The 24,360-nt window shown below is 64.7% G+C and carries 22 protein-coding genes; 18 read left to right on the forward strand and 4 right to left on the reverse strand.

The features are described from left to right. Nucleotides 1–34: 34 nt before the first annotated feature. Genes BMY30_RS04040 through BMY30_RS04065 form a run of 6 tightly spaced genes read left to right on the forward strand, consistent with a single transcriptional unit; the run spans nucleotide 35 to nucleotide 7,065 of the window. Nucleotides 35–1,477: an aldehyde dehydrogenase family protein gene (locus BMY30_RS04040; protein WP_089710867.1), complete on the forward strand. Its 1,443-nt coding sequence runs from the start codon at nucleotides 35–37 to the stop codon at nucleotides 1,475–1,477. A gap of 22 nt (nucleotides 1,478–1,499) precedes the next feature. Further along, the gene (locus BMY30_RS04045) at nucleotides 1,500–2,492 is read left to right on the forward strand and encodes a dipeptidase (protein WP_170840068.1); all 993 of its coding nucleotides are present in this window, start codon (nucleotides 1,500–1,502) and stop codon (nucleotides 2,490–2,492) included. Between the two features lie 56 nt (nucleotides 2,493–2,548). Further along, entirely contained in the window at nucleotides 2,549–4,138 is a 1,590-nt protein-coding gene (locus tag BMY30_RS04050) for a BCCT family transporter (protein ID WP_089710870.1), read from the forward strand. Further along, complete coding sequence (locus BMY30_RS04055; RefSeq protein ID WP_089710871.1) at nucleotides 4,131–5,879, forward strand: hypothetical protein; 1,749 nt, start codon at nucleotides 4,131–4,133, stop codon at nucleotides 5,877–5,879. The genes BMY30_RS04050 and BMY30_RS04055 overlap by 8 nt, the downstream gene beginning before the upstream one ends. A gap of 7 nt (nucleotides 5,880–5,886) precedes the next feature. Further along, nucleotides 5,887–6,654, forward strand: a complete 768-nt coding sequence (locus BMY30_RS04060; RefSeq protein WP_089710873.1) for an Ldh family oxidoreductase — start codon at nucleotides 5,887–5,889, stop codon at nucleotides 6,652–6,654. 27 nt (nucleotides 6,655–6,681) lie between these two features. Next, the gene (locus BMY30_RS04065; protein WP_089710875.1) at nucleotides 6,682–7,065 is read left to right on the forward strand and encodes a RidA family protein; all 384 of its coding nucleotides are present in this window, start codon (nucleotides 6,682–6,684) and stop codon (nucleotides 7,063–7,065) included. 220 nt (nucleotides 7,066–7,285) lie between these two features. On the opposite strand, the gene BMY30_RS04070 is transcribed toward BMY30_RS04065, so the two are convergent. After that, complete coding sequence (locus tag BMY30_RS04070) at nucleotides 7,286–7,912, reverse strand: biliverdin-producing heme oxygenase (RefSeq protein WP_170840069.1); 627 nt, start codon at nucleotides 7,910–7,912, stop codon at nucleotides 7,286–7,288. A 112-nt stretch (nucleotides 7,913–8,024) separates the two neighbouring features. On the opposite strand from BMY30_RS04070, the gene BMY30_RS04075 reads away from it, so the two are divergent. The 3 genes from BMY30_RS04075 (at nucleotide 8,025) to ahpF (ending at nucleotide 10,884) form a co-directional block, all read left to right on the forward strand. Beyond that, nucleotides 8,025–8,417, forward strand: coding sequence for a ribonucleotide reductase subunit alpha (locus tag BMY30_RS04075; protein WP_089710878.1), 393 nt, complete (start codon nucleotides 8,025–8,027; stop codon nucleotides 8,415–8,417). A gap of 136 nt (nucleotides 8,418–8,553) precedes the next feature. Next, entirely contained in the window at nucleotides 8,554–9,117 is a 564-nt protein-coding gene (gene ahpC, locus BMY30_RS04080) for an alkyl hydroperoxide reductase subunit C (protein ID WP_089710880.1), read from the forward strand. Between the two features lie 195 nt (nucleotides 9,118–9,312). After that, a complete protein-coding gene (gene ahpF / locus BMY30_RS04085) occupies nucleotides 9,313–10,884 on the forward strand; it encodes an alkyl hydroperoxide reductase subunit F (RefSeq protein WP_089710882.1) in 1,572 nt (523 codons plus the stop codon). 119 nt (nucleotides 10,885–11,003) lie between these two features. Here the strand turns inward: ahpF and BMY30_RS04090 are convergent, their stop codons facing one another. Next, nucleotides 11,004–13,088 carry a sensor domain-containing diguanylate cyclase gene (locus BMY30_RS04090; RefSeq protein WP_170840070.1) on the reverse strand — a complete coding sequence of 695 codons (2,085 nt, stop codon included), beginning with the start codon at nucleotides 13,086–13,088 and terminating at the stop codon, nucleotides 11,004–11,006. A gap of 245 nt (nucleotides 13,089–13,333) precedes the next feature. Here BMY30_RS04090 and BMY30_RS04095 point away from each other — a divergent pair, with 245 nt between their 5' ends. From BMY30_RS04095 to BMY30_RS04105, 3 genes are all read left to right on the forward strand, one after another. Continuing rightward, nucleotides 13,334–14,137, forward strand: coding sequence for an EAL domain-containing protein (locus tag BMY30_RS04095; protein WP_089710885.1), 804 nt, complete (start codon nucleotides 13,334–13,336; stop codon nucleotides 14,135–14,137). A gap of 89 nt (nucleotides 14,138–14,226) precedes the next feature. Beyond that, nucleotides 14,227–14,877, forward strand: a complete 651-nt coding sequence (locus BMY30_RS04100) for a rhomboid family intramembrane serine protease (protein ID WP_089710888.1) — start codon at nucleotides 14,227–14,229, stop codon at nucleotides 14,875–14,877. A 71-nt stretch (nucleotides 14,878–14,948) separates the two neighbouring features. Then, the gene (locus tag BMY30_RS04105) at nucleotides 14,949–15,968 is read left to right on the forward strand and encodes a hypothetical protein (RefSeq protein ID WP_139195466.1); all 1,020 of its coding nucleotides are present in this window, start codon (nucleotides 14,949–14,951) and stop codon (nucleotides 15,966–15,968) included. 28 nt (nucleotides 15,969–15,996) lie between these two features. Here the strand turns inward: BMY30_RS04105 and BMY30_RS04110 are convergent, their stop codons facing one another. Both BMY30_RS04110 and BMY30_RS04115 read right to left on the reverse strand, forming a co-directional pair. Then, nucleotides 15,997–16,950: a ribose-phosphate diphosphokinase gene (locus BMY30_RS04110; RefSeq protein ID WP_089710891.1), complete on the reverse strand. Its 954-nt coding sequence runs from the start codon at nucleotides 16,948–16,950 to the stop codon at nucleotides 15,997–15,999. A gap of 118 nt (nucleotides 16,951–17,068) precedes the next feature. Further along, entirely contained in the window at nucleotides 17,069–17,434 is a 366-nt protein-coding gene (locus tag BMY30_RS04115) for a DUF6164 family protein (RefSeq protein ID WP_089710894.1), read from the reverse strand. 285 nt (nucleotides 17,435–17,719) lie between these two features. Between BMY30_RS04115 and BMY30_RS04120 the strand changes: the two genes are divergently transcribed. The 6 genes from BMY30_RS04120 to BMY30_RS04145 all read left to right on the forward strand — a co-directional run bounded on the left by BMY30_RS04120 (nucleotide 17,720) and on the right by BMY30_RS04145 (nucleotide 24,320). Continuing rightward, complete coding sequence (locus tag BMY30_RS04120) at nucleotides 17,720–19,726, forward strand: heme lyase CcmF/NrfE family subunit (protein ID WP_089710895.1); 2,007 nt, start codon at nucleotides 17,720–17,722, stop codon at nucleotides 19,724–19,726. Then, a complete protein-coding gene (locus BMY30_RS04125; protein ID WP_089710897.1) occupies nucleotides 19,726–20,262 on the forward strand; it encodes a DsbE family thiol:disulfide interchange protein in 537 nt (178 codons plus the stop codon). The genes BMY30_RS04120 and BMY30_RS04125 overlap by 1 nt, the downstream gene beginning before the upstream one ends. Then, entirely contained in the window at nucleotides 20,259–20,753 is a 495-nt protein-coding gene (locus tag BMY30_RS04130; RefSeq protein WP_089710900.1) for a cytochrome c-type biogenesis protein, read from the forward strand. Before BMY30_RS04125 ends, BMY30_RS04130 begins: the two co-directional genes overlap by 4 nt. Before the next feature lie 15 nt (nucleotides 20,754–20,768). Beyond that, a complete protein-coding gene (ccmI, locus tag BMY30_RS04135; protein WP_089710902.1) occupies nucleotides 20,769–21,665 on the forward strand; it encodes a c-type cytochrome biogenesis protein CcmI in 897 nt (298 codons plus the stop codon). 23 nt (nucleotides 21,666–21,688) lie between these two features. Continuing rightward, complete coding sequence (locus BMY30_RS04140) at nucleotides 21,689–22,453, forward strand: Crp/Fnr family transcriptional regulator (protein ID WP_089710904.1); 765 nt, start codon at nucleotides 21,689–21,691, stop codon at nucleotides 22,451–22,453. Between the two features lie 256 nt (nucleotides 22,454–22,709). Next, on the forward strand, nucleotides 22,710–24,320 hold the full coding sequence (locus tag BMY30_RS04145) for a nitrite reductase (RefSeq protein WP_089710906.1): 1,611 nt from the start codon (nucleotides 22,710–22,712) through the stop codon (nucleotides 24,318–24,320). Nucleotides 24,321–24,360 lie beyond the last annotated feature (40 nt).

The following is a 24,360-nucleotide window of genomic DNA, read 5'->3' on the forward strand; positions in this document are numbered from 1 at the left end:
TAGGATGGCGTCAACGTCATCAAGGAGGTATCCCATGTCCCATTCCTATCCGCTTTTCATCGCTGGCCAGTGGCTCGCTGGCGAGTCGACTATCGCCAACCACAATCCCTCTGACACCAGCGACCTGATTGGAGACTATGCCCAGGCCAGCGTCGCCCAGGTCGGCGAGGCCATCGCCGCGGCCAGGCAAGGCCAGCGTGAGTGGGCGAAGACCGGTTTGGAGAAGCGCTATGCGGTGCTGATGGCCATCGGCGATGAACTGGTCGCCCGCAAGGACGAGCTGGGTCGACTGCTTTCCCGCGAGGAAGGCAAGCCCCTGGCCGAAGGGGTGGGTGAAGTCTATCGCTCGGCGCAGTTCTTCCATTACTACGCCGCCGAGGTGCTGCGCCAGATCGACGAGCGGGTGGATTCCGTACGACCAGGTGTTGAGGTCGAGACGCGTCGCGAACCGGTCGGTGTGGTCGGCGTGATTAGCCCCTGGAACTTCCCCATGGCTACCGCGGTGTGGAAGATCGCGCCGGCGCTGGCCTTCGGCAATGCGGTGATCTTCAAGCCGGCCAATCTGGTCCCGGCCAGCGCCTGTGCGTTGACCGAGATCATCAGCCGCCAGTCGCTGCCTGCCGGCACCTTCAACCTGCTGATGGGCCCTGGCAGCAGCGTCGGCGATGCGCTGATCTCGAGCCCCGATATCGATGCCCTGAGCTTCACTGGCTCACTGGAAGTGGGAAAGCGTGTGGCGGCGGCCACCGCCGGTAACCTGGTGAAATGCCAATTGGAGATGGGGTCCAAGAATGCGCTGATCGTCGCCGACGATGCCGACCTCGATCTGGCCGTGGAGGCGGCCTTCGCCGGCGCCTATTCCGGCACCGGCCAGAAATGCACGGCGTCCTCGCGTCTGATCGTCACGGCGGCGGTCCACGACGCCTTCATCGAGAAGCTCATCGCCCGACTGGACCGCGCGACGGTGGGCCATGCCCTCACAGAGGGGGTACAGATCGGCCCGGTCGCGGACGCCCGCCAGCTGGAATCCAACCTGGCCTGGATCGAGCGGGCCAAGGAGCAGGGCGCCACGCTGGCCTTCGGTGGCGAGCGCCTCGAGCGTGACACCCAGGGCTATTACATGGCGCCGACGTTGTTTACCGAGACCACCAACGACATGGCGATCAACCGCGAGGAGGTATTCGGCCCGATCGCCTGCGTGATCAGGGTCGCGGATGCCGAGGAGGCCATCGAGACCCTCAACGACACCAACTTCGGCCTGACCGCCGGCATCATCACCAACTCCCTGAAACTCGCCAGCCAGTTCAAGGCCCGTGCCGAGACCGGCTGTGTGATGGTCAACCTGGCCACGGCGGGTACCGATTACCACGTGCCCTTCGGCGGTCGCAAGGACTCGAGTTTCGGCCCCCGCGAGCAGGGTCGCTATGCCCGCGAGTTCTACACCGTGGTCAAGACCTGCTATGTCAAAGCCAACTGAGTCAAGGCCTGAGGAGGGTTCCATGTCCAAGCCAATGCTGACCGTCGACGGCCTGCAGTACTCCAACTGGTCCAGGGAGATCTTCCAGCAGATGCACGAGGGTGGCGTGAATGCCGTGCATGCCACCCTGGTCTACCACGAGACCACCCGCGAGACCCTCTCCAGGCTCGGTGAATGGAACCGTCGCTTCGAGCAGCATCACGACCTGATCATGCCGGTCCACGAACCTGGCGATATCGAACAGGCCCGTGCCGCCGGCAAGGTCGGCATCTTCCTGGGGGCCCAGAACTGCTCACCCATCGAGGATGACATCGACATGGTGGCGGTGATGCGTCGCCTGGGCCTGATGATCATGCAGCTGACCTACAACAACCAGAGCCTGCTGGCCTGCGGCTGCTACGAGAGCGAGGACAGCGGCATCACGCGCTTCGGACGGCAGGTGATCCGCGAGATGAACCGTGTCGGCATGGTGATCGACATGTCCCACAGCGCTGAGCGCTCCACCCTCGAGGCCATCGAGCTCTCCGAGCGTCCGGTGATCATCTCCCATGCCAACCCCGAGTTCTTCCACCCGGCCAAGCGCAACAAGTCGAACCGCGTGCTAGCGGCCATCGCCGAGTGCGATGGCCTGCTGGGCTTCTCGGCCTACCCGTTCCACCTCAAGGATGGGCCGGACTGCACCCTGGAGACCTACTGCGACATGATCGCGCGGACCGTGGATCTCATGGGGATCGAGCATGTGGGCCTTGGCACCGACCTCTGCCAGGACCAGCCCGTCTCGGTGCTCGAATGGATGCGTAACGGGCGCTGGTCCAAGGAAATGGACTACGGCGAGGGCAGCGCCAGCAATGCCGGCTGGCCACGCCCGCTGACCTGGCTGCGCGACAGCCGCGACTTCCCCAACCTGATCGCCGGGCTGCGCCAGCGCGGCTTCGACGAGGCCGAGGTCGAACGCATCATGGGCCGCAACTGGGTGGCGCTGCTCGAGCGTGCCGCCACTCCTGCCACGGCCTGATTTCCCCTGTCTGCACGCTTCATCCCATAGCGGTTCTTCATAACAAGGAAAACACCATGAGTACGCCTGACAATCATGCATCGGAAAGGCCGACATCCGGCCACGCCAACCGCTTCGGTGATCCCGTCGTCCTGGGGCTCAGTATCGGCTTCGTCGTGCTGTTCGTCGTCTGGTCGATCATCGACGTCGACGGTGTGGCCGCTGCCATCGGCAACGGTTTCGCCTGGACGGCCGCCATGCTCGGCTCCTACTTCCAGCTGCTGCTGCTGTTGACCTTCTTCATCGCCATGGGGCTCGCCATCTCGCCGGCCGCCAGCGCCAGGGTCGGGGGGCTCGACACGCCCGAGCTGAGTACCTTCAAGTGGCTATCGATCATCATGTGTACCCTGCTGGCCGGGGGTGGCGTCTTCTTCGCCGCCGGCGAGCCGGTCTATCACTTCGTGGTCACGCCGCCCGCCTTCGACACCGAGGCGGGGTCCGTGGAAGCGGTGGCCGGTGCCCTGGCGCAGTCATTCATGCACTGGGGCTTCCTGGCCTGGGCGGTACTCGGCTCGTTGACTGCCGTGGTACTGGCCCATTCCCACTATGACAAGGGCTTGCCGCTGCAGCCCCGGACGCTGCTCTATCCGGTCTTCGGCGAGCGTGTGATGGGTGGCTGGCTCGGCGGGGTGGTCGATGCCTGCTGCGTGATCGCTGTCGTGGCGGGCACCGTCGGGCCGATCGGCTTCCTGGCCACCCAGGTCAGTTTCGGGCTGCATGAGCTGGTCGGGACTGCCGAGGGGTACGGCACCCAGCTGGTGATCCTGGTGGTACTGGGGGCGCTCTATGTCACCTCGGCCGCCACCGGTATCAACAAGGGCATTCAGTTGCTCAGTCGTCTGAATGTCTTCCTGGCACTGGGTATCGCCGCGGTGATCTTCCTCTTCGGCCCCACCCTCTTCCTGACCAACGCCTACCTGCAGGGCTTCGGCGAGTACATCAGCTCCTTCCTGGCCATGGCCACCATAACCTCGGAAACCGCGCCGGCCTGGTGGATGCAGTGGTGGACGGTATTCTTCTTTGCCTGGTTCATCGGCTACGGCCCGCTGATGGCCATCTTTGTGGCGCGGATCTCTCGCGGGCGCACCATCCGCCAGATGATTCTCGCCGTGGCGGTCATGGCGCCCATCGCCACGACCGTCTGGTTCACCCTGCTGGGCGGCTCGGGGATTCATTATCAGTTGACCGAGGTGTTCGACCTGACCGAGGCGCTGAACAACTTCCAGTTCGATGTTGCCACCCTGACGGTCGCTCAAGCTCTTCCGGGCGGCACCTTCATGGCCCTGGCCATCCTGCTGCTGACCACCATCTTCGTGGCGACGACCGGCGACTCCATGAGTTACGCCATTGCCGTGGTCTGCACCGGGCATGATCGGCCCCATGTCGGTGTACGCGTCTTCTGGGGCGTGTCCATGTCGTTGATGGCCGCCATCCTGCTGTACATGGGGTCCGGCCAGATCGGCGTGCTTCAGCAGTTCATCGTGATCACCGCGATTCCCGTCTCGCTGGTGTTGCTGCCCTCACTGTGGACCGGACCCCAGGCGGCCTATGCCATGGCGCGTCAGCAGGGTCTCACCACTCGTCCCAAGGTGATCGTCAATGACTGATGTGGAAAGCCTGGCGGCGACGCCCATGGGTCTGCGTCCTGCCGATGAGGTGATGCGACTCGAGCGGCTCGGCAGTCTGCATGCCACTCGACTGAGCTTCGTGCGCAGCCTGGTGCGCCAGATGGCCCGCCAGCGGTGGCAGATCAGCCGAGTTCGCTTCGACCTGGACGCCAATGGCAACGGTACGGCCATCTATCGCTTGCAGACGCCCCATGGCCGCTACCACGGGGTAATGTTTGCCCAGCCGCTGGATGATGCGCAGCGCTCCGACCGGGTCATCGCCGAGGCCTGGGATGTGACCTTCGGCATGGTGGAGGGCGACGTCGACGACAGCCTGCTGGAACAGATGGCCGCCAACGTGCCGCTGCAGGAAGCGGGACGCCAGCACCCCAGGGTGCTGGTCCTGTCGAGGGCCAACAAGAGCCTGCGTAACTTCTCCCACTTCGTCGAGGCCCTGTCGAAAGGCGATCAGCCCGACCCCGCCTGGCTGACCCGGGTCGGCTATCTCTATCGCACCACGGCGGTCTACGGTAACGGCAAGTTCGGCATCGCCGACTTTGCCCGATTGATTGACAACCCCGACTTCCGGCGGCCCTTCTCCGCGCAGATGGCCGGGGTCTACCTGCTGCGCCACTTCTCCATCGAGCAGGTCGAGCACCTGGCGGCCTGCCAGTCTCCCGACACCGCCTGTGGGCTTGCTACCGAACTACGTCGCTACCTGGGCATCGGTAACTCCACGGGGCTGGGCATGGCCCCCTTCCTGATCAACCACCCCCAGTTGATCGCTCAGTGGATCGCCCAGCGGGAGACAGCGCTGACGCTGGCCCTGCGCCAGGTGCCCGAGGAGGCCGATTGTGCCCGTCTGATCGCGTTAACGAGACGCGCCCTGACGCACTTCGACGAGACGGTGACCGAGGATGCCGAGCAGTCCGAGCGCAATGCGGCCACCGTGGCCGCACTGCCCGATGTGCTGACCTGGCTTTCCAGTGTTCCGCTGGATCCGGACCTGTGGCACCAGCTGGTCGAGTGGAGTGCCCGGACCCTGCCGCTGGAAGCCCAGGAGCTGATCAATACGCTGTTGATCGAGCTCTATCCGGATCAGGTGGATGCCCTGGAAGATCGAATGGGGGTGGTGGAGAACCTCGACCTCGAGCCTGACATGCCCCTGATAAGGCTCCGCCAGCTGATCGAGACCCACTATGGCTGGGCCCTGGCGCATGACTACGCGAGTCGCGAGGGTTCCTACTGGTTCTGGTATCGCTCCGCCGAGAAGGAAGAGCCGCGGCTCGGGGTTCGCCATGAAGAAGCCGGTGCGGAGAAGGAGATGCCCCTGGCGATCGGCCCCCGGGTGGCGCGCGCCCACCAGCGAGTCTGCGCCTTCCTCGAGGCCCACCCGCGGGCCACGGTGGTCGATTTCCTGCTCGAGCATCCTCGCCACAAGGAAGTCGTGCGCCGCATCCAGACGCTGGTAAAGGCGCCCTATGGCGATATCCATGCGAACCTCTGGCATCGCGACATGAAGCCGATGCACCTGCTGCGCACCAAGCTCTCCTTCTTCGGCGCGAGCCGTTTCGATCCCAAATCGGATCGCTGGGTACGGATCACCCTCTTCCAGGGGGCACCGCTGGTTGAGGAGCTCAATGCCGAGCCGGAGGATCTCTCCGATTTTGACGACTGGAGCTTTCCCCTCGAGCCCGCCCGGGAGGGGATACAAGGTCATTCCATGGGCGTTCGGGAGTGATAGCCAAATGAAAGTGTCTTACAACGAACTTCAGGGCCTTTGCCGCAAGGCGTTCAGCGGGATCGGTTTCGAGGATGGCGATGCCGCGGATGCAGCGGACATGGTCGCCTGGATGCAGTGTCACGGCCTGCATGGCGTCGAGCAGCTCAACCGAGGGCTGGACTATCTGCTCGCCGAAGATCCCGAGGCGCTGACACGGGTCATCTATCAGGACGGCGATCTGGCGGTCCTCGACGGCCAGGGCCACAGCGTGCTGCGCAGCATCAGCCTGGCCACCGAGCTTGGCTTTGCCAAGGCACGGGCCCGCGGGCTCTCGGTGGTCAAGATCCGGCGCTGCCACAATCGCCAGCTGATCATGGGTTACCTGTCGCGGCTGGCCGGACGTGGCATGAACATCACCGCCTTCTGGCGCAATGCCCAGGTACCCCTCACCGAGCAGGTAGTGGGATTCCGCGCGGGCCATACCACCCCCGAGGTGCGCGTCTACTCGGTTCGCGACGTGCCCGAGGAGAACGAGCCCAACGACGGCATCACCCTGGTGATGGCCAACCATGTGGATCTGCTGCCGTCGCTGGATCCCGATCACGACCTCGACCTGCTGGCCCATCATCCCGAGTCGGAACTCCTGGCCTGCCGAGAGCTGGCGCTCAAGGAAGGCATCGAGGTTGACGATGCCATCTGGGCGCGCCTCAAGACGTTGGCCCATCGCATCCTGGTGGAATCCAGTGAGGCCTCCCGGGGCGGCGCCGGTGCCGGCGTCAATGACAACGACTGATCCTTTCATCCTGACGAGACTGCTCCCATGATCCAACCCGTCATCACCGACCTCTATGCCGCCAAGGCCCCGCTGGAGTGGGCCGTCATCGGTAACGGCATCCTCTTTACCGCCCAGATCCCCATCGGCGACGATGGCGCCGTGGTGGCTGGGGGTATCGAGGCCCAGGCCCGCCAGACCCTCGATAACCTGCGCCACACCCTGGTCTGTGCCGGGGGCGACATGGCCAGCCTGACCCAGGTGCTGATCTACGTGACCCGTCGCGAGGACCTTGCCCCGGTCAATCGCCTCTATTCTGACTACGTCAGCGCCCCCTATCCCAACCGTGCCGCGATCATCGTGTCGGGGTTCGCCCGCGAGGAGATGCTCATCGAGATGGTGGCCTATGCCGCTATCGATGAGGCAAGTTAACGATCTAAACAACGAGCTCGCCATGATCGTAGAGACCGTGACCCCCTGACTAATCCGGCGCCCGCCCCTACTGCAAGACCCCGAGTTGAAGTATGCCGCTTGTTGTTTGAGGCGTGCGGAAGAGGCGGTGACTCACAGCGAGAAGCGGGGCGCCCTTGATGATCATCGTGACCGGGTAAGGGTCGGGATATCGAGGGTCTGGCAGCGGCTATATTCGGTCTCACAAGTCCACAGCCGGCCCTGTCTCCACGGCCGGTGCCGGGTGTGTCGGTATGGCCCGGAAGCGAGTGTCCAACTGATGCCGGAATCGCACGAACGCCTCACGGGCGCCCACCACGGCGGCGTCCTGGTTCCCGGGCGGGCAGAGAGCCTCGAGTTCGGCCAGGCGCCGTTGCCACTCGCCAGGGGCCATGTCCAGTGAGAAGAAGGCGTGTGGCACATCGGGCCCCAGGGTGCGTCGAAGCCGCTCGGCGATCACCCGGCCTCCCAGGCGCGACCCCTCCAGTACATAGAGCTCCCCTGCAAGGGTGGCGAGGGAGCCGGGGGGATGCCCGGGGTCGGAGGCGCTCGCCTCAGGTGCCAGGCCAAGGGTTTCGATGTCATCGGCGAGGTGCGGTAGCCGGCGTGGCACCTGGAGGCTCAGGCCGAGCCGTGCGATCTCCCGGCAGACCCTGTGCTCCAACGCCGCATGGGCAGGGTACAGGGCCAGCAGTGAGGCGACGTATGCCTCCCGGGTCAGGGTGGTGGCGAGCAGGCACTGCAGAGCCGGGTGATGGTCGAGGTCGCGGTGGGCATCGCGGGTGGCATCGCGCAGCTGACGGGCCAGCGGTGGGGCGGGGGTATTCATTGGCGCTCCGGAACGTGACCTGGGTCGTATGGGCCGCGAATCCCTCTTTTCGAAGCGGAGCCGGCCCGTTACGCTGCCTGCCACGATACCATCCCGATCCGAAGGAGTGCCCGTGGCCATTTCCTGTTTTGCCGACCTGCTGGACGAAGCACGCGCCCAGCCAGAGCCGCAGCGCCTGCTGTTCGTCTTCACCCGCGCCGAACTGCCGGACCATCCCAACGAGGAGCAGCGGCGTCGCTTCGAGCAGGGCGAGGGGGGCGTATTGACTCCGGTGGTCTGCGTCGACAAGGCCCCCGAGGCGCTCTCCGACATGGCCGCGCTGGTGGCGGAATCCCGGGAGACCGGCGCCGACTGGGACATCGTCTTCGTGGCGGCCCTGGCCGGTTCGGATGCACAGGCCCGGGCCGAGCAGCACCTCAACCGTATGGTGGAATCGCTGAAGATGGGCAACATCTCGCAGTTCCTGGCCTTCAACCGCCAGGGCGAGGCGGTGAGCATCGGCTGACGCCCCCGTCACCGGCCATAGGCTTGAATTATCAACTTCATGGTGCCACTCAATTTACGCTATCGGGAGATACGGGATACCATGCGCCCCGTATTGCCGACAGCCATTAAACGAAAGTCGAAAGGAGCACTACCGAATGTCGCTGCTGAACACCGAAGTCAAGCCGTTCAAGGCTACTGCCTACTACAATGGCGAGTTCATCGACGTCTCCGAGGAGAGCCTGAAGGGTCAGTGGAACATCTTCTTCTTCTATCCGGCCGACTTCACCTTCGTCTGCCCCACCGAGCTGGGTGACCTGGCAGACAACTACGAGGCATTCAAGAAGCTGGGCGTCGAGATCTACAGTGTCTCCACCGATACCCACTTCACCCACAAGGCCTGGCACGACAGCTCCGAGACCATCAACAAGCTGCAGTACCCGATGCTGGCCGACCCGACCCACACCATTTCGCGCAACTTCGAGGTGCTGATCGAAGACGCCGGCGTCGCCGAGCGTGGCACCTTCGTGGTCGATCCGGACGGCAAGATCCAGATCATCGAACTGAACGCCGGCAATATCGGCCGCAACGCCGAGGAACTGCTGCGCAAGGTAAAGGCCGCCCAGTACGTGCGCGCCAACCCGAACGAAGTCTGCCCGGCCAAGTGGGAAGAAGGCGAAGAGACCCTCTCTCCCTCTCTGGACCTGGTCGGCAAGATCTAAGCGACCTGCCCCTGCCGGCGAGGCCAGTCCCGGTCTCGCCTGTACCCGCCCGGCCATCCCCTGCCCGGGCGGGTCCGGGAAACCAAAGCCCTGCAAGATTAAGCCCTGCCAGCATGAGGTTCTGCGACGCCGGTCGGTGAGCGCACGTCGAGCCCATGTCTTCTCTTTACCCGAACATGAAGGAATGCCGCTGTCATGTTGGACGACAATCTGAAAACTCAGCTCAAGGCCTATCTGGAAAAGGTCACCCAGCCCTTCGAGATCGTCGCGTCCCTCGATGACGGCGCCAAGTCGAAGGAACTGCACGGTCTCCTGACCGATATCGTCGGCCTGACCGACAAGATCACCCTGAAGCTCGATGGCCAGGACGCCCGTCGTCCCTCCTTCGCGCTAAACCGCCCCGGCGAGGAGACCGGCCAGAGTCAGGAAACCGGAGTCGTCTTCGCCGGGCTGCCCATGGGTCACGAGTTCACCTCCCTGGTGCTGGCGCTACTGCAGGTCGGCGGCCATCCACCCAAGGCCTCCGATGAGGTCATCGAGCAGATCAAGGGCCTCGAGGGTGACTTGCGCTTCGAGACCTACTTCTCGCTCTCCTGCCAGAACTGTCCGGACGTGGTCCAGGCGCTTAACCTGATGGCCATCTTCAACCCGGGCATTCACCACGTTGCCATCGACGGCGCCTTGTTCAAGGACGAGGTGGAAGCACGGGAGATAATGTCGGTGCCCAGCGTCTACCTCAATGGTGAGCCGTTCGACCAGGGGCGCATGAGCCTGGAGCAGATCCTGGCCAAGGTGGATACCGGCGCTGCCGAGCGCGAGGCCGCCAAGCTCAATGACCGGCCGGTCTTCGATACCCTGATGATCGGCGGTGGCCCGGCCGGCGCCGCGGCGGCTGTCTATGCCGCGCGCAAGGGCATCCGCACCGGCGTTGCTGCCGAACGCTTCGGCGGCCAGGTGCTCGACACCATGGGCATCGAGAACCTCATCTCCGTTCCCCGTACCGAGGGCCCCAAGCTGGCCGCGGCGCTGGAGGAGCACGTCAAGGAGTATGAGGTCGACATCATGAACCTGCAGCGGGCGGTCAAGCTGGTGCCGGGCCAGCCGGGCGACGAACACGAGGTGCAGTTCGAGTCCGGCGCCAGCCTGAAGAGCAAGACCCTGGTGCTGGCTACCGGCGCCCGCTGGCGCGAGACAGGCGTGCCCGGCGAGGCCGAGTATCGTAACAAGGGCGTGGCCTACTGCCCCCACTGCGACGGCCCGCTGTTCAAGGGCAAGCGTGTGGCGGTGATCGGCGGCGGCAACTCCGGCGTCGAGGCAGCCATCGATCTGGCCGGCATCGTCGGCCACGTGACGCTGATCGAGTTCATGGACGAGATGCGCGCCGACGCCGTGCTGCAGAAGAAACTGCGCAGCCTGCCCAACGTGGAGATCATCCTCGGCGCCCGCACCACCGAGATGAACGGTGACGGCAAGCGCATCAACGGTCTCACCTACGAGGAGCGTGCCAGCGGCGAGATACGCAAGGTCGAGCTGGAGGGGGTGTTCGTGCAGATCGGCCTGGTCCCCAACACCGAGTGGCTGCAGGATTCGCCCATCGAGCTCTCCGAGCGTGGTGAGATCGTGGTCGACGCCCACGGCATGACCAGCGTACCGGGCATCTTCGCCGCCGGCGACGTGACCACCGTGCCCTACAAGCAGATCGTCATCGCCATGGGCGAGGGCTCCAAGGCCGCCCTCGGCGCCTTCGATTACATCATCCGCCACTGATCCGACGCGCCGGGCGTCGTTGACGCCTGCATGTTCTCCCATGCCCCCGTCGGGCTCACCGGTGGGGGCATGGTCGTTCGTGGTCCGGTCTTCAGGGCATGAGCTTTATGGCCGGAGCCTCATGCCTGGGTGGCGCTGTCCGGGGCCTGCTCCACCCGGTTGCGGCCGCCTTCCTTGGCCTGGTACATGGCGCGGTCGGCCCGAGCGACCAGGGTCTTGCGGCTTTCGCCGGGTCGCCAGGCGGCCACGCCGACGCTGATGGTCACGCCGCCCAGATTGCCCAGGTCCAGCTCCTCGGTGCTCTGCCTGAGACGCTCGGCGAGATGCACGCCGCCGATCAGGTCGCAATCGCTGGCCAGCACCAGGAACTCCTCGCCGCCCCAGCGGCCCAGGTTGTCGGTGGGTCGCAGGTTGTTCTGCAGGACCTGGCACAGGGTCGTCAGCACCTCATCACCGGCCTCGTGGCCGTGGGTGTCGTTGAAGTGCTTGAAGTGGTCGATGTCGAACAGGAGCACGGCGAAGGGCCTGTCGTGTCGTATGGCGGCATTGAGCTCGGCATCGATCGCCTGCTCCATTCGGTAACGGTTCCAGGTACCGGTCAGGCTGTCGGTGTAGGCCAGGCTCTTGAGTTTGCGATTGGCATGATGAAGCCTTTCATTGAGCTGGGCGATCTCGTGGCTGGAGGTCAGCACGGCGAGGTTCTTGGCAAGGTCGCCGGCGGCACGGCACTCGATGGCGCGCCAGGCGCGGCTGTGCCCACTGACCACATCCTGCCACTGGGCAAAGGAGCGGCGTGGCGTCAGGATCAGCTGCCCGTCGCGGAGCATGGGGGTATCCTCGGGCTTGCCGGCCCAGCGCCTGCTGTGTCGCTGCTCACGGCGAAACAGCATTAGCCAGTGGGTCGACTCGGTAGGCAGGGCCACGGCGAGCAGGCCGCAGAGATCGCCCTCCTGCCAGGGCGCCAGGGGTGTACTGGCCAGCGCCTGGGTGTGCCAGGGGGTGTCGTGACGCTGGTGACGGCTCAGCCACTCGGCCATGGCGACCAGATTCTCCTCGGCCGGCAGTGCGCCCATGCCACTGCTCTCTTTTCCGGTGACGAGGGCGATGCCACTGGCACCCAGCAGCTCAAGCCATTGCTCGCCGTGACGCTCGACCAGGCCATCCGGCCCGAGAAGGCGCCCGCTTTCATCGGAGAGAATCTCGTTGCTGTCATGAACGCCGTGAAGGAGCTGGGAATCAGCACGCTCGCGAAGCAGCATCATCCGCGGCATGGCGATCTGCACCAGGGCGCACAGGGCATCTCGCAGATCGGCTTCCAGTGGTCTGGGCGCCAGGCCGTGACAGGCCAGCAGGCCCCAGAGCTTTCCCTCCTCGTGCATGGCCACCGACAGCGAGGCGCCGACGCCCATGTTGGTGAGGTACTCCTGGTGAATCGGCGCGGCGGCGCGCAGCACTCCCCGGGACATGTCCAGTGGCGCCGCCTCATCAGGGCCACAGGGCGGCACCAGGGGCACCGCCGCCGCCGAGGCATCGGGGATGCTGCGCACCCTGTTCATGTCGTAGAGTCGGCGCACCTGGGCGGGAATGTCACTGGCCGGGAAGTGGTGATCAAGAAAGCTCTCCGCCACGGGCAGGCGGGTCTCGGCGATCACCCGGCCGTTCCACTGCTCGTCGAAACGATAGACCATCACCCGCTCGTGGCCGGTGAGCTCCTGCACCCGTCGCGTCAGGGCATCGAGAAGGGTTTTGATGTCGTCGATCTGCCCCACTTCGACCAGCCAGTCGTTTACCTTGTCCAGCAGCCGATGCCCATCCGGGCACATCTGGTATTCCAGTTCCACGACGAAAGCGTCGCCACTGGGATAGGCCACTACGTGGTAGCGGCGATGTTTGTCCTGGATTTCGCCCTGAGCGGTGGCGGTGAGAACGGAAGCAGAGTTGTCCTTCTTCACCAGCTCAGTTTCCAGCAGATCCATTAACTCGGCCCCCAGCACTTCCCTGGGCTCGCCGGCGAGGGTATCCGCCACGCTGATACCCAGGTAGTCCTCGATATTGGCGCTGACCTGGCGAATCCGCTCCAGGTTGGCATCCAGGCTTACCAGGCAGCCCATCGGCTGGATCGCACCGGGGATGTGCACCGGTTCACGGGCACAGGCGTCGAGGGCGGCGGCGATCTCGGCATCACTGTAATGGGTGTCGGGCACGCGCAAGCTCCTGCCAGGGTGTTCAAGGGCTGGCATGTTATGGTGAGGCCAATGACGACATTACACCCTTGCCGGGACGGGGTGAACTGTCCGATGTCACGACACTGCGCCTGCCCGGGACGTGTTGCGTCACCCCCTCGCGCTTGGGATAGTGGGGTCGTTGGTATCTGTCTTCGGTCAGGCCGACGTTTCCATGGCCCGTTCGGCGAGGAAGTTACCGACAAATACTGAATAAGGAGTCGCCAATGTCGAACTGTGCACGAGTCGCAGGAGAATGCGGGCGCTGCGACGGCGAGTTGCCCTTCGAGTTCACCATGGCGTTCCAGCCCATCATCGACCTGGCCAAGGCGCGGACCTTGTCTTACGAGGCCTTGGTGAGAGGGCCGAACGGTGAGTCGGCCTGGAGCATTCTCTCCCGGGTCACGGATGATACTCTCTACCGTTTCGACCAGGCCTGCCGGGTACGTGCCATCGAGCTCGCCAGTCGGCTCGAGATGCAGGAAAATCTCTCGATCAACTTCCTGCCCAACGCCGTCTATGAGCCCGAGGCCTGCATCCAGGCCACCCTCGAGATATCCGAGCGGGTCGGCTGGCCGACCCAGCGTCTGATCTTCGAGATCACCGAGACGGAAAAGGTGCAGGATCGCCAGCACCTGCGCAATATCCTCGAGACCTACCATGCCATGGGATTCACCACGGCACTGGACGATTTCGGCAACGGCTACGCCAACCTGGACCTGCTCACCGACTTGCATCCCGACCGGCTCAAGATCGATCGCGAGCTGATCAAGGGCTGCGATGTCGACATCCGCCGCCAGGTGCTGGTGCGTTCCGTCAAGGGATTGGCCGACGAGCTAGGCATCCTGGTGATGGCCGAGGGCGTGGAGACCCGCGAGGAGGCCCTGTGGCTGGGCCGCAACGGCATCACGCGTCAGCAGGGCTTCTACTTCGCTCGTCCCCAGCTGGAGTCGCTGGGCGAGGATCTTCGTCCCCGGTTGAAGGAATTGCGCGAGGAGATGCGATTCGGCGCCGATGCCGACCAGCCTTGATCACCGGGCCCTTGCGATACGCCTTCTGAGCGACCCTTACCCCCCCCCCTCCCCCGGTGATCGGGGCTTGCCTTTCGAGTCGAATAGCCATGGAAGAGGATAGAAAAGAGGCCACTGTTCGCGGCCCGACACCGGTGGTGATCACGCTGCTGCTTGCCAACGGTTTGATCTATCTGGTCCTGTTGAGCGCCCCCTACCTGGGCATGGAATTCCTGGCCCTCTGGCCCCTGATCGAGCCTCTGGACGCCGGGCTTCCTCCTGGCACGGAGACGGGTGAGTTTCATCTCTGGCAGCTGGTGACCTACGCCTTCCTTCATGGAGGCCTGCTTCATCTATTTATCAACATGTTCGTGCTGTGGATGTTCGGTGGCCCCATCGAGCGCGAGTGGGGGTCGGCCCGCTTCGCTGCCTTCTACGGCTTCTGCATCGTGGGGGCCGCGGTGGTGCAGCTGATGCTGTCCGCCATCGGGATGATTCCGCCGGTCCCCGCCGTGGGCGCCTCGGGGGGCGTCTTTGCCATCCTGCTGGCGTTCGGCATGAAGTTTCCCAACCAGATCGTGGTGCTGCTGATCCCGCCGATCCCCATGAAAGCCAAGTATTTCGTGATCTTCCTGGGGATTTTCCAGCTGCTGGCGGGTGTCTTCGGTACCCAGCAGGGCGTGGCCAATTTCGCCCATCTGGCCGGTATGCTGTTCGGCCTGATCTTCATCCTGCTGTTCGATCCCGGGAAACGTCGCTAGTCGGCCCTCGATCCCGCAGGGATGAGGATTCACCATTCAGGGCCAGCCACCTCCACGGAGAGCCAGCATCGATGGCAGCGAGACCACCAGACCAGCCACTCCGGAAAAGGAAGGACGACCAATCCGCCGTCCTGCGCTTTCTGCATTGCCCGGAGAGCTATCCCGAGCCGACCTCGGACGTGGAGCTGCGTGAGACGCACCTTTCCTGCGTCTTCCTGACCGATGAGCATGTCTACAAGCTCAAAAAGCCCCTGCGCTATGACTTCCTGGATTTCAGCACCCTGGAGGCACGGCGGCGCAACTGCGAAACCGAAGTCAGGCTGAATTCCGAGCTGGCGCCCTCCGTCTATGAAGGCGTGGTGACCCTGGCCGAGGATCCCCGGGATGGCCTCAATCTGGAAGGGCGTGGTGAGCCGATCGAGTACCTGGTGAAGATGTGGCGATTGCCCGATGAATGGAATCTCGAGGCCTGTCTGGACGAGGATCGGGTCAGGGCTCGGGATGTGGAGAAGGCGGCCAGGCAGCTGGCGCGATTCTATGCCGGCCAGGAGGCCAGGCGACGCGTCGAGGTCGACGATATGGAGGTGAAGGTCGGCGAATGGCTGGAGGAACTGGCGGTCTTGCCGGTCGATGTCGATGACGAGGCGACGGCCCTGGGTGATGCCCTGAGAGAGGGCCTTTCATCGCAGCGCCGGCAACTCGCGCGGCGGTTCCGGAGGGACGTCCACGGTGACCTGCGCCCCGAGCATGTCTATCTCGGTGATGCGCTCGGGGATGAGCCGGTATTCATCGACCGACTGGAATTCGACCCCGAGCTACGCCTCATGGACCCGCTGGAGGAATTGAGTTTCTTCGCCATGGAGTGCCAGAAGCGCGACGCTGCCTGGATCGGCAGCCAGTTCCTCGACGCCTACCGGGAGCAGACCGGGGATCCGGCTCCCGATAGCCTGGTGGGACTCTATACGGCGTATCGAGCCCTTCTCTGGGCTGTTCTCGCCGCCCGCCACCTGGAACGGGAGGATCACCGCAAGCCCTGGGCTCGTATTACAGGCGACTATTTGGAGCGGGGCCTGAGGGCTCTGCGTTCATAAGACGAATCTTCCCGCCCCCGAGTGAAGCCTACGTTCCGTGAAGCGTGGTGACGGCCCGGGCGAACAGCTCGGCTACCGGAATGACCGTCACCCTGCCCTTGCCCTCAGTAGGCATCGCCAGGCGTGGCTTGACGCTGTCGGTGATCAGCAGCTGGTCCAGCTCCTCGGCATCGAAGAGTTTCTCCGAGCCCGGTCCGAACAGGGCGTGGGTGATCACCCCGTGGACCTCTGTGGCGCCCTTGTCTCGGCAGGCCTGGGCGGCCCGCAGCAGGGTGGTGCCGCCGGCGACCAGATCGTCGACGATGATCGCCACCCTGCCCGACATGTCACCGACCACGGCCTCGCCCGACACCACGCCCTCGCTGCGCTGCTTTTCCATGAAGGCGCTGGGCGGTCGGTTGCCGGTGCGTGCCTCCCAGGCGTCGCGGAATCGATCCACGCGCTTGGCGCCGCCGGTATCGGGAGACACGATGACCAGATCGTCATCCTGATACTCCTGCAAGGCGTCCACGAAGAGCTCGTGGGCTTCGAGGTGCTCGGTCCGGCAGCGAAAGGCGTTGTCGAAGGCGGCCCGGTTGTGGACCTCCAGCGCCACCATGCAGTCCGTGCCCAGGGCCTCGAAGAGCTGCCCGACATAGCGGGTCGTCACCGGGTCGTGATCCTTGGTGCGCCGGTCCTTGCGCGCATAGGCGAGATAGGGAACCAGGGCGGTGACACGCCGGGCACCGGCATCCTTCACCGCCCCGAGGAAGAACAGCAGCCGCACCAGCTTGTCGTTGACGCTGGAGGTCTCGTCGCCAAAGAGGGTGTGAAGGACATAGACATCCCGCCCGTGGAGATCGACGAGGGAGCGCGCCTTGTGCTCGCCATCCTCGAAGTGGCGCTCCTCGTGGGAGGCGAGCTCGATGTCCAGCCGGGAAGCTACCGACTCCCCGAATTCCTGGCTGCCCTCAAGGGCAAACAACACCGGTTCGTTCTGCATAGTGCCTCCTCATGCAATGACAGGGTCTCTTCAGTGAAACCCGGCAGCTGGTGTCTTGCCACCCTGGATCGAGTTAATCGGTCATCATACGAAGCGGGCCACAGCATCCGGATGAGGGTCAATCGAACAGCCACACGAAGGGCAGCAGCGAGAGGGCGAGGACGGCGGCGGCGAGCAGGGCGAGCAGCAGCGTACGGATCGGCTGGCGCGCCAGCCGGCGCCACAGGGTGGGCGCCTCACCGCGGGCGGCGAGGGCATCATGCTCGTGCCGCACCCGCTCGCCGAGCGCGTGCTGGTAGGCATCGATCAGTGCCCGGGCCCGTGCCAGCTCGTTCTGGTCGCGCAGCCAGATCGCGGCCACACCCAGACCCCAGAAGCCGGCGCGGGTCTCGAACGTCTCCAGGCCGTGCTCGTCGAGCAGCCGTCGAACTTCCTCGGCTTCCTCCTCGGGCACGTTGCGCAGATGGAACAGCAGTACTGCCACCGTCACTCTCCTCGCATGGATGGCTCGCCCGGCAGGGCGATATCGGTCGGCCAAGCGGCCACCGTTTTACTGCATCGCAAGGGCTCTAGCCCCCCACTGACCCAAGGTTTGATATGGGTCAGCTAAAGATGCATTTGGCATGGATTTTATTGGCCGGACCTTCGACTATGCCTCCTGAGCAGACCGAGTCCCGCCATCCGGCGCTTTCGGTCGGTAACACAGGAAGCGCGCTGCAGCCCCCAAGGGGGCTTTATCCGGCAGTGTCGAGGAAGAGGGGGCGGCGCCATGATGGCAGAACTCGGCAACTTCGCGTTGATCCTGGCGCTTTGCCTGGCGCTGGCCCAGAGCCTGCTACCCCTGCTGGGCGCTCAGGTCGGCGACCCGCGGCTGATGCGCTCGGGACGTTTTCTGGCTGCCGGCCAGTTCGTCCTGCTGGCGACCGCCTACGCGGTGCTGACCTGGGCCTTCGTGGTCAGCGACTTTTCGGTGCGCTACGTTGCCAGCAATTCGAGCCTCAGCCAGCCGCTGATCTACAAGGTTACCGCAGTATGGGGAGGCCATGAAGGCTCTCTGCTTCTCTGGGTGCTGATTCTCGCTGCCTGGGGTCTGGCCGTGGCGCGCTTCAGCCGCTCGCTGCCGCAGGAAATGCAGGCGCGGGTGCTGGGCGTGCTGGGCATGGTCGCGGTGGGCTTCATCGCCTTCACGGTGTTCACCTCGAACCCCTTCGATCGCATCGTCCCCGGCCCCGACGAGGGTCGCGGCATGAACCCGCTGCTGCAGGATCCCGGGATGATCGTGCATCCGCCGCTGCTCTACATGGGCTATGTGGGCACGGCGATCATCTTCGCCTTCGCCATCGCCGCGCTGCTCGGTGGGCGGTTGGATGCCGCCTGGGCCCGCTGGTCGCGTCCCTGGACCATCGTGACCTGGGTGTTTCTCACCCTGGGTATCGCGGTCGGCTCCTGGTGGGCCTACTACGAGCTGGGCTGGGGCGGCTGGTGGTTCTGGGACCCGGTCGAGAATGCCTCCTTTCTGCCCTGGCTGATCGTCACTGCCCTGATTCACTCCCTGGCGGTGACCGAGAAGCGTGGCGGCTTCAAGGTTTGGACCCTGATGCTGGCCATTCTCGCCTTCGCGCTGACCGTGCTGGGTGCCTTCATCGTCCGCTCCGGTGTCATCACGTCGGTCCATGCCTTCGCCACCGATCCGGAACGCGGGGTGTTCATCCTGGGCATGCTGACCCTGACCCTGCTTGGGTCATTGACCCTCTATGCCTGGCGGGCGCCACGGGTGGGGCTCGGCGGGGCCTTCTCCTGGTATTCCCGTGAGTCGTTGCTGCTCGCCAACAATGTGCTGCTCGCGGTGGCCTGTGCCGCCGTCTTCATCGGCACCCTATATCCGCTGGCGCTGGACGCCTTTGGGCTGGGCAAGATCTCCGTGGGCCCCCCCTACTTCGATACGGTCTTTGCCCCCCTGATGCTGCCGCTGCTCTTCCTGATCGGCCTGGGACCCTCGGTGATGTGGAAGCAGAGCAACCCGCGCGAGACCTTCAGGCGGTTGCGCTGGGCGCTGGTGGCCAGTGTGATCGCCGGTGGGCTATGGCCGCTGGCGGTAGGAACCTGGCGGCCGCTCACCGCGCTTTCGCTGATGCTGGCGGTGTGGATCGTCGTCACCGCGCTGCTCGATATCCACAAGCGCCTGGGCAGCGCGCAGCAGCCGCTGTCGGTCCGGATGAAAAGGGTCGCGCGGCCCAGCTTTCTGGGTATGCACCTGGCCCACGTGGGCCTGGCGATGGTGGTGGTGGCCATCGCCATGGTCAACAGCTACGAGGTCGAGCGCGACGTGCGCCTTGAGCCAGGCGAGACCGCCTCGGTGGCGGACTACGACATTACCCTGCAGCGCATCGAGGCCTTGCGCGGCGCCAACTGGGATGCTGACCAGGCCACCCTCGCGGTGACCCGCGTCGGACGCCCGGTGGCCACCCTAATGCCGCAACGGCGCTACTACGATACCCAGCCCGCCAATCCCATGAACCAGGCCGCGCTGCACCGGGCGCCGACCCGCGACATCTACGTCTCGTTGGGCGAGCGGCTGGAGGGTGACGCCTGGAGCTTCCGGCTCTACTACAAGCCCTACATGTTCTGGATGTGGAGCGGCGCCATCCTGCTGGCCTTAGGCGGGCTGCTGGCGGCCTCGGACAAGCGCTACCGTCTTTCCCGTCGTCTCAGGAGCGAGACGCGTCCTGCTCACGTTGCGCCACAGGTTGGCGAGACAAAGGGGGTAGCCATCTGATGCGAATTCGTCTGCTGTTGCCGCTGGTGGCGGTGGTGGCCCTGGTCGGGCTGCTGTTCCTCGGTCTGGGTCTCAACTCTCGCGAGCTACCCTCACCGTTGATCGGCAAGCCGGCCCCGAGCTTCGAGCTCGAGTCTCTGGAGGACGGCAACAGGACACTGACCGAGCAGGATTTCATCGGCGAGGTGGCCCTGGTCAATGTCTGGGCCTCCTGGTGCACCACCTGCCGGGCCGAAAAGCCCCTGCTCATGGAGCTGGCTCGGGGCGACATCCCCATTTATGCCTTCAACTACCGCGACGATCGCGAAACGGCCCTGCGCTATCTCAGCGTCAGCGGCAATCCCTATCAGACCATCGCCTACGACCCGACGGGTGACGTCGGCATGGATTGGGGCGTCTACGCCACGCCGGAAACCTACCTGCTCGATACCCAAGGCGTGATCCGCTACAAGCGCATCGGGCAGCTGACGCGACAGATCCTGCTCGACGAGGTGCTGCCCTTGGCCGAGCGACTCAAGGCGGAGCAGAAACGATGAGGCCCGTTACGCTTTTGCCCCGAAAGGCGGCAGGGTGGCTGGCGGCCCTGACCGCCTGGCTATTGCCGGCGGGGCTGGCGCTGGCGATAGCCATCGGTGAACCGGTCGCGTTCGAGACCGAGGCACAGCAGCGGCAGTACCAGACCCTGATCCGTGAGCTGCGTTGCACGGTCTGCCAGAGCGAGACCATCCATGAATCCAATGCCGCGCTTGCCGCCGATATGCGCCGCCGGGTCTACGAGATGACCCGCGACGGCCAGCAGGCCGGAGCAATCGTCGACTTCATGGTGCAGCGCTACGGCGACTATGTGCGCTATCGACCGCCACTGCAGGCCAATACGGCAGTGCTGTGGGCCAGCCCCTTCCTGCTGCTGCTGATCGGTGCAGGCGTCTGGTGGCAGATCATTCGCGGGCGCAAGCGCATGACACAGCGCCCCTCGTTCACCGATCAGGAACGCCTGGCGCTGGACCGACTGCGCCGTGGCGAGTGATTCCGGAGGTTATCGATGAATGGCATCTTTCTGCTTCTTGCCCTGGCTCTCTGTCTGGTCGCGCTGGCCTTCCTGATCGTTCCCTTGTTGCGCGAGCCCCTTGCGGAGTCGGCCCAGTCGCATCGGGAGACCCACCTGGCGCTGCATCGCGAGCGAACGCGTGAGCTCGACCACGACCTGGCCGCCGGCACCCTCACTCGGGCACAACACGACGCTGCCATGGCCGATCTGGAGCGGGAATTGCTCGACAGCGGCGCGATCGACACGGACCACCACAGCGAGTCAAGTCATCGTCCGCGCCGCTTGGCAGGTGCCGCGGCCTTCGTCAGTGTGGCCGCGCTGCCCTTCATGGCCGTGGGCACCTACCTTTGGGTGGGGCATGCCGATGAGGTATTCGCGACCCGGCCAGCCGAACAGCGAACGGTGGCAGCCGAGCCGCAGGCGGTGTCGGAGCGTCAGCGACAGCGCGAGTTTCAGATGCTGACCCAACAGCTGCAGGGGCGCCTGGCCGAAGAGCCGGGCGACCTCGAGAGCTGGATTCTGCTGGGGCGGACCCTGGTGTTCCTGGAGGATCTGGAGGCTGCCGAGAGGGCGTTCCGCGAGGCCATGGCCCACGGCGGTGATCGTGACCCGGACCTTCTGACTCGCTACGCCGAGGTACTGGCCGATCGCCAGGGCACCCTGGACGGCGAGCCCCAGGTGCTGATCGAGCGTGCCCTGGAACTCGATCCCGACCACGCCCAGGGCTTGTGGATGGCCGGCTCCCTGGCCTTGCAGCGGGGGGAGCTGGCTGTGGCGCGTCGCCACTGGGAGCGACTCCTGGCAGCGCTGCCTCCGGACTCCGACGAAGCCGAGGTCATTCGCGGCAACCTGATGCAGCTCTCCCCGGCCGACGTGGGAGGCACATCGTGAAGGCACAATCGAGGAGGGGGGTCATGAAGACGCCTCTGAGCCACGACGCCCTGACGGCCGTTCGCAAGGTTCCCCTGTTCAGGGGACTGGAGGACGACACCCTGGTCCTGTTGGTCGACGGGGCGCTGGAGCGCCGCTATCGCCGCGGGATTGAGCTGTTCCGTGAAGGCGAGCCGGCGGATCGTTTCTATGTGGTGCTCGACGGCTGGGTCAAGCTGTTCCGCGAAAGCCCGGAGGGCCATGAGTGCGTGGTGGGACTGTGCACGGGGGGAGAATCCTTCGCCGAAGCGGCGATGTTCGACCGCCTCGGCTTCCCGGTCAATGCCTCCGTGGCCGAGGACGCGAGACTGCTGGTCTTCACCGCCGACCACTTCCTGGCGACCCTGCGGCAGCATCACGAGCTGGCCCTCAACTTGCTCGCCAATCTCTCCAGCATGCTGCGTTATCTGGTACGCCAGCTCGATCAGCTGACCAATCAGCCGACCTACCAGCGCCTGGCCGCTTTCATCGTCTCGCTGTGTCCGCGCAGCGCCGGGCCGGCCAACGTCTGTCTGCCCTGCGACAAGCTGCTGATCGCCGGGTGGCTGGGCATGAAACCGGAGAGCTTCTCGCGGGCCATGGCGCGTCTCAAGGAGGTCGGCGTGCATTGCGAACGCAATTACGTGCGGATCGACGATATCGCAGCGCTGCGCGAATTTGCCCAGGCTGGTGAGGCTGCCGCTCCCGTCGGTGGCACGAACGGCAGACTCGCGGCGCCTGCCGAGAGTAACGCCTTCGTGTCGCGATGAGCCGTGTCGGGAGCGTGGCTGGCGAGTGTCAAGACGTTCCGAGCAGTGGGCCCACTTTAGTTGGCGGTGGTTATGACATAAGTCAACTGCAGGATGCATCTATTGACAGTGGTCAAGTGCGGTCGGGGGCAAAGCTGCTACTACTGACATCAGGTGGAGGGTGGCTAATGGTCATGGTCAAAGACCTCGAACTTTGGGACGTGACGTGACACCCGCCAGCCACTACCCCAAGGGGAAACCAAGCGAGGCACGTGTTATGTACAAAAGAGCATTGAGTAAGGGGATTATCGCCCTCAGCTTCCCGCTGGCAGCCATGGCGGGCGCCGTGCAGGCTGCGGCACCGGAGTTGAGCGCCGAGGAAATGGAGCGCGCCACCGATATCTATTTCCAGCGCTGCGCGGGCTGCCACGGGACCCTGCGTAACGGGGCCACGGGGCCGGACCTGCTGCCCGAGAACACCCAGGAGCTTGGCCAGCGTCGCCTGGAGAGCATCATCACGCTGGGTACCGAAGGCGGGATGAACAACTTCGACGGCATCCTCTCCGAGGAAGAGATCACGCTGATCACGAAGTACATCCAGAACGAGCCGGTCGAGCCGCCGGAGATGTCACTGGCCGACATGAAGGAGCGCTGGCAGGTGTTCGTCGCGCCGGAGGATCTGCCCACCGAGCCCCAGCACGATCTGAACTGGGAAAACTTCATGGTCACCATCCTGCGTGACCGTGGCGCCATGGGCATCATCGATGCCGATACCAAGGAAGTGGTCACCGAGGTCGAGACAGGTTACGCCGTGCACGTGGCCAAGGAGAGCTCCGACGGTCGCTTCTGGTACGTGCAGGGCCGCGATGGCCGCCTTTCCAAGATCGATCTGTGGATGGATCCGCCCCAGGTCACCGCCGAGACCTTCATCGGTTATGACGCCCGCGACGTAGCGGTCTCTCACTACGGCGAGTGGAAGGACAAGTATGTCATCGGTGGCGCCTACTGGCCGCCGCACTTCGTGATCGCCGATGCCGAGACCATGGAGCCGCTCAAGGTGGTCTCCACCCGCGGCTACGACACCGAGGGCAACTACGTCCACGAGGCACGCGTTGCGGCGCTCTACAACACCCCGCACGCGCCGAGCTTCCTGGTCAACGTCAAGGAGACCGGACAGGTCTGGCAGGTCGACTACAGCGACATCGAGAACCTGCGCATCGAGCAGATGGCCACCGCCGAGTACCTGCACGACGGCTTCTTCGACCCCTCCGGCCGTTTCTTCCAGATTGCGGCCAACAACAGCAACATGATGGTGTTCATCGACACCCAGACCCGCAAGAAGATCAGCATGCTGGAGACCGGCATCAAGCCCCATCCGGGCCCGGGCGCCAACTGGAACGATCCGGAGTGTGGTCCGGTCGCCGGTACCACCCACCTGGGTGAAGGCCTGATGACCTTCTGGGGCAACGATCCTGAAGGGCATCCCGACCAGGCCTGGCAGATCTGTGACCAGATTGAGACCGACGGCCCGGGGCTGTTTGTGCGTACCCATCCCGACTCCGACAACGTCTGGATCGATCAGGCCATGCACCCCGAGCCCGACGTCAACCAGTGGGTCATGGTCATGAACAAGGAGACCCGCGAGCTGACCCCGATCCACGTCGCCGACCGCCCCATCGAACATGATGCCGTGGCAGTGCACATGGAGTACGACCAGACCGGCACCGAGGTATGGGTCTCCATCTGGGCCCGCGGCGAAGGCCACCAGAACGACGGTGCCATCGTCGTCTATGACGACAAGACCTTGGAAGAGAAGGCACGCATCGAGAACCTGAACACGCCCACCGGCAAGTTCAACGTCTACAACCGCAAGAACCACGTCGGCTGATCCAGCGCCGAACCCGCCGGAGTGCCCCAGGGCGCTCCGG

It is taken from the genome of Halomonas daqiaonensis, assembly GCF_900109725.1.
GTDB classification, from domain to species: Bacteria; Pseudomonadota; Gammaproteobacteria; order Pseudomonadales; family Halomonadaceae; genus Halomonas; species Halomonas daqiaonensis.

Excerpts from the sequence above, each read along its gene's own strand:
- BMY30_RS04100 (WP_089710888.1), top strand. The coding sequence starts at position 14,227 with ATGGAAGAGGATAGAAAAGAGGCCACTGTTCGCGGCCCGACACCGGTG.
- BMY30_RS04130 (WP_089710900.1), top strand. The coding sequence starts at position 20,259 with ATGAGGCCCGTTACGCTTTTGCCCCGAAAGGCGGCAGGGTGGCTGGCG.
- BMY30_RS04050 (WP_089710870.1), top strand. The coding sequence starts at position 2,549 with ATGAGTACGCCTGACAATCATGCATCGGAAAGGCCGACATCCGGCCAC.
- BMY30_RS04040 (WP_089710867.1), top strand. The coding sequence starts at position 35 with ATGTCCCATTCCTATCCGCTTTTCATCGCTGGCCAGTGGCTCGCTGGC.
- BMY30_RS04110 (WP_089710891.1), bottom strand. The coding sequence starts at position 16,950 with ATGCAGAACGAACCGGTGTTGTTTGCCCTTGAGGGCAGCCAGGAATTC.
- BMY30_RS04140 (WP_089710904.1), top strand. The coding sequence starts at position 21,689 with ATGAAGACGCCTCTGAGCCACGACGCCCTGACGGCCGTTCGCAAGGTT.
- BMY30_RS04120 (WP_089710895.1), top strand. The coding sequence starts at position 17,720 with ATGATGGCAGAACTCGGCAACTTCGCGTTGATCCTGGCGCTTTGCCTG.
- ahpF (WP_089710882.1), top strand. The coding sequence starts at position 9,313 with ATGTTGGACGACAATCTGAAAACTCAGCTCAAGGCCTATCTGGAAAAG.
- BMY30_RS04125 (WP_089710897.1), top strand. The coding sequence starts at position 19,726 with ATGCGAATTCGTCTGCTGTTGCCGCTGGTGGCGGTGGTGGCCCTGGTC.
- BMY30_RS04145 (WP_089710906.1), top strand. The coding sequence starts at position 22,710 with ATGTACAAAAGAGCATTGAGTAAGGGGATTATCGCCCTCAGCTTCCCG.
- BMY30_RS04105 (WP_139195466.1), top strand. The coding sequence starts at position 14,949 with ATGGCAGCGAGACCACCAGACCAGCCACTCCGGAAAAGGAAGGACGAC.
- BMY30_RS04095 (WP_089710885.1), top strand. The coding sequence starts at position 13,334 with ATGTCGAACTGTGCACGAGTCGCAGGAGAATGCGGGCGCTGCGACGGC.
- BMY30_RS04045 (WP_170840068.1), top strand. The coding sequence starts at position 1,500 with ATGTCCAAGCCAATGCTGACCGTCGACGGCCTGCAGTACTCCAACTGG.
- ahpC (WP_089710880.1), top strand. The coding sequence starts at position 8,554 with ATGTCGCTGCTGAACACCGAAGTCAAGCCGTTCAAGGCTACTGCCTAC.
- BMY30_RS04070 (WP_170840069.1), bottom strand. The coding sequence starts at position 7,912 with ATGAATACCCCCGCCCCACCGCTGGCCCGTCAGCTGCGCGATGCCACC.
- ccmI (WP_089710902.1), top strand. The coding sequence starts at position 20,769 with ATGAATGGCATCTTTCTGCTTCTTGCCCTGGCTCTCTGTCTGGTCGCG.
- BMY30_RS04060 (WP_089710873.1), top strand. The coding sequence starts at position 5,887 with ATGAAAGTGTCTTACAACGAACTTCAGGGCCTTTGCCGCAAGGCGTTC.
- BMY30_RS04065 (WP_089710875.1), top strand. The coding sequence starts at position 6,682 with ATGATCCAACCCGTCATCACCGACCTCTATGCCGCCAAGGCCCCGCTG.
- BMY30_RS04055 (WP_089710871.1), top strand. The coding sequence starts at position 4,131 with ATGACTGATGTGGAAAGCCTGGCGGCGACGCCCATGGGTCTGCGTCCT.